This is a genomic window from Herbaspirillum lusitanum P6-12 (assembly GCF_000256565.1).
In the GTDB taxonomy this organism is placed as follows: Bacteria; Pseudomonadota; Gammaproteobacteria; order Burkholderiales; family Burkholderiaceae_D; genus Herbaspirillum; species Herbaspirillum lusitanum.
In genome coordinates, this window is record NZ_AJHH01000311.1 from 1 (window position 1) to 3,340 (window position 3,340).

At 63.7% G+C, this 3,340-nt stretch carries 4 protein-coding genes; all 4 read left to right on the forward strand.

The window, feature by feature from the left end; translation table 11 throughout:
- Positions 1-604: NAD-dependent epimerase/dehydratase family protein (locus HLUSI_RS0109750; RefSeq protein ID WP_016833792.1), on the forward strand; the 604-nt coding region annotated here is incomplete at its 5' end.
- 12 nt (positions 605-616) lie between these two features.
- The gene (locus HLUSI_RS0109755) at positions 617-1,495 is read left to right on the forward strand and encodes an SMP-30/gluconolactonase/LRE family protein (protein ID WP_016833793.1); all 879 of its coding nucleotides are present in this window, start codon (positions 617-619) and stop codon (positions 1,493-1,495) included.
- Between the two features lie 92 nt (positions 1,496-1,587).
- The gene (locus HLUSI_RS0109760) at positions 1,588-2,619 is read left to right on the forward strand and encodes a TRAP transporter substrate-binding protein (protein WP_016833794.1); all 1,032 of its coding nucleotides are present in this window, start codon (positions 1,588-1,590) and stop codon (positions 2,617-2,619) included.
- A 37-nt stretch (positions 2,620-2,656) separates the two neighbouring features.
- The coding region (locus HLUSI_RS0109765; RefSeq protein ID WP_016833795.1) for a TRAP transporter small permease at positions 2,657-3,340 on the forward strand (684 nt) is incomplete at its 3' end.

The following is a 3,340-nucleotide window of genomic DNA, read 5'->3' on the forward strand; positions in this document are numbered from 1 at the left end:
CGACGCCGTGCTGCATTTCGGCGGACGTTCGCTGGAAGCGCCGTTCGAGCAACTGATGCACGCCAACATCCAGGGCACCTACAACCTCTACGAAGGCGTGCACAAGCGCGGCATCCGCCGCGTGATCTACGCCAGCTCCAGCCACGCGGTCGGCTACTACCCAACCACCCGGCGCATCGACGCCGACAGTCCGTTGCGGCCCGACGGCCTGTATGGACTGACCAAGTGTTTCGGTGAATCGCTGTCGCGCTATTACTTTGATCGCTTCGGCGTGGAGACGGTGTGCCTGCGCATCGGTTCGTGTTTTCCGGAGCCGCGCAACGCGCGCATGCTGGCGACCTTCCTGAGCTACGACGACTTCGTCGAGCTGGTGCGCTGCGCGCTGTTCACGCCGCGCGTCGGCCACACCATCGTCTACGGCGTCTCCGACAATCGCATAGCCTGGTGGGACAACGGCAAGGCCGGCCACCTCGGCTTCGTGGCGCAGGACAGCGCCGATGCATTTGCCGAACGCTTCCCCTTCGGCGGCGCCTGGCCGGCAGCCGACGACGCCGGCAATTTCCAGGGCGGGCCGTTCATCCTGGCCGGTCCGCAATACGAATAGAAAACACACGCCATGCAAGTTCTCCCGCTCAACGATCAGCGTTACGACGTCGCCGAAAGCCCGTTCTGGCACGCCACCCAATCGGCCTGGTACTGGGTCGACATCCCGCGCAAGCTGATCTGCCGCCAGACCGCCGATGGCGACTGCCAACAATGGCAACTGCTGGAAATGGTCGCGTGCATCGCGCCCGATGACGACGGTGGCTTGATCGCGGGCATGCACACCGGCATTTTCAGCGTGCGCTTGCAGGATGACGGCCATGCGCAATTGAGCAAGCTCGCGCAGCCGGCAGGATTGCAAGCCGACCAGCGTTTCAACGACGGCCGTTGCGATCGCCAGGGGCGTTTCTGGAGCGGGGTGATGTGTCTCGACATGTCGCTGGCGCGCGCCGACGGCAAGCTGTATCGCTACGACGATGCGGGCTTGTCGGCGCCGATGGCGGATGGCCTGATCGTGCAAAACGGCCTGGCCTGGTCGCCGGACGGCAAGACCATGTACCTGTCCGATTCGCATCCGTCGAGACGCCTGGTCTGGGCCTTCGACTACGACGTCGACAGCGGCACGCCTTCACGGCGGCGCGTGTTCGCCGACCTCAATCATCATCGGGGCCGTCCGGACGGGGCGGCCATGGACGTCGACGGCTGTTACTGGATTTGCGCCAACGACGCCGGTTGTGTGCTGCGCTTCACGCCGGACGGCAAGTTGGACCGGACCATCGAATTGCCCGCCAAAAAACCATCCATGTGCGCCTTCGGCGGCGACGACATGAAGACCATGATCGTCACCAGCATCAGTCTTGGCGCGCCGGCAGGCGACGACGGCGCGGGCCGCATCTGGACGCTGAACCCGGGCGTCGCCGGCATGCACGACGCACCGTTTGCGAAAGGATAGCGCCACCAGACTACGCAGCGTGCAGCAAAGGACCGGCATCAGACGCATCAGATACACCAAAAGTAGACCTACATAAAACTACAGGAGACATGATGAACACGACCAACGCATCCAAACGACAATTCCTCAAGACCGGCCTGGCCATCGGCGGCGCAGCAGCGGCCGGACTGTCCGGCAATCTCGCCTTCGCGCAGGACAAACCGCTGGTCACGCTGCGCATGTCGTCGACCTTGCCGCTCGACGCCAACTCGGCCCATTACGTCTGGTACAGCCGCTTCGCGCAGAACCTGAAGGCCGCGGTCGGCAACAAGATCGTCGTCAATTATTTCCCCAGCGACCAGCTCGGCAAGGAGTCCGATGTCGTCAATCAGGTGCGTATCGGCAGCGTCGACATGATGATCTCCGGCTCGTCGATCTGGTCCACTACCGTGCCGGAAATCGGCGTGCTCGACATGGGTTACCTGTTCGCCAACCTGGATCATTCCGGCCGTGCGCTGGACGGCAAGGCCGGCGCCATCCTGAGCAAGATGATGTATGACCGTGTCGGCGTGCAGGTGCTGGGCTGGGCCTATTCGCTGGGGGCGCGCAATGTGTTCACCAAGAATCCGGTGCGCAGCGTGGCCGAGTTGAAAGGCATCAAGCTGCGCGTGCTGCCGGTCAAGAATTTCATCGGCACCTTGCGCTACATGGGCGCGGTGCCGACGCCGATTCCGTTCGGCGAAATCTACACCTCGCTGCAGACCGGCGTGGTCGACGGTTTCGAGCACGATGCGCCGACCGCTCTGGCCGGCAAGTTCTTCGAAGTCGCCAAGTACTGCGCGCTGACCCAGCACATCTACAATCCGCAAACACCGGTGATCAGCAAGCGCTCGTTCGCCCGGATTCCGGCCGACCTGCAAAAGGCTTTCCTCGACGCCGCCGCCGAGGCGACCAACTATCAACGCCAGCGCGCCGCCGACATGGAGCGCGATGCCTTTGAAAAACTGAAGGGGCTTGGCCTGACCGTGTCGACGGTGGATCGCGAAGCGCTGCGCAAGGACGTCGCGCCGCTGTGGAGCGAGTTCACCACGCAATATCCGGCGGTCAAGCCGGTGGTCGACGAGATCGTTGCTGCGCGCGGCTGATGACGCGCGCAACTGAGCGAAGCCAAAGGAATCCATGATGAAAACGATGACTGCGCCGCTGGCGCCGGTGGACGCTGCAGAAGCCGAGAATGTGATCCATTCGCTGCACGCGTCGCCCAACGATGCAGTGGATTACCCGCGCCTGCAACGCTTGCTGGAGTTGGCCTCGGCGGCGGTGCTGGCGGTCGACGTGCTGGTGGTGTTCTTCTCGGTGATCTGGCGCTACGCCTTGCACGATCCGCTGGAATGGTCGGAAGAAGTGGCGCGCGCCCTGATGATCACGCTGGTGTTCTTCGGCGCCGCCAGCGTGCTGGGCCGCAGTCGCCACGTCGGCATCGACAGTCTGCGCGGCATTTTTCCGAAGTCGTGGTTGCCGTACGTGCTGCGGCTGTGCGACTGGGTGATCGCCTTCGTCTCGCTGTCGCTGGCCTACACCACCTGGCTGCTGCTTGAGATCAGCAACGACCAGACCACGCCGTCGGGCCTGCCGCAGACGATCTTCGTCTTGCCGGTGCTGATCGGCAGCCTGCTGTTGTCGGTGTTCGCCATCACGCATGCGCTGAAGAAGTTCGGCCGCAATGCGCTGGTCTCGGGCCTGATCGGCGCGGTGGTGGTCGGCGGCGTGCTGGCGTTGCAGACGTTCTGGCCGGATCATGCGTTGCGGCCGATGCACGTCTTGCTGTTCGGCTTCCGACTACTAGTGGCGGTTGCGCGGCTGCGA

Bases quoted from the DNA above. Each gene is read 5' to 3' on its own strand.
- HLUSI_RS0109755 (WP_016833793.1), top strand. From the start codon at position 617: ATGCAAGTTCTCCCGCTCAACGATCAGCGTTACGACGTCGCCGAAAGC.
- HLUSI_RS0109760 (WP_016833794.1), top strand. From the start codon at position 1,588: ATGAACACGACCAACGCATCCAAACGACAATTCCTCAAGACCGGCCTG.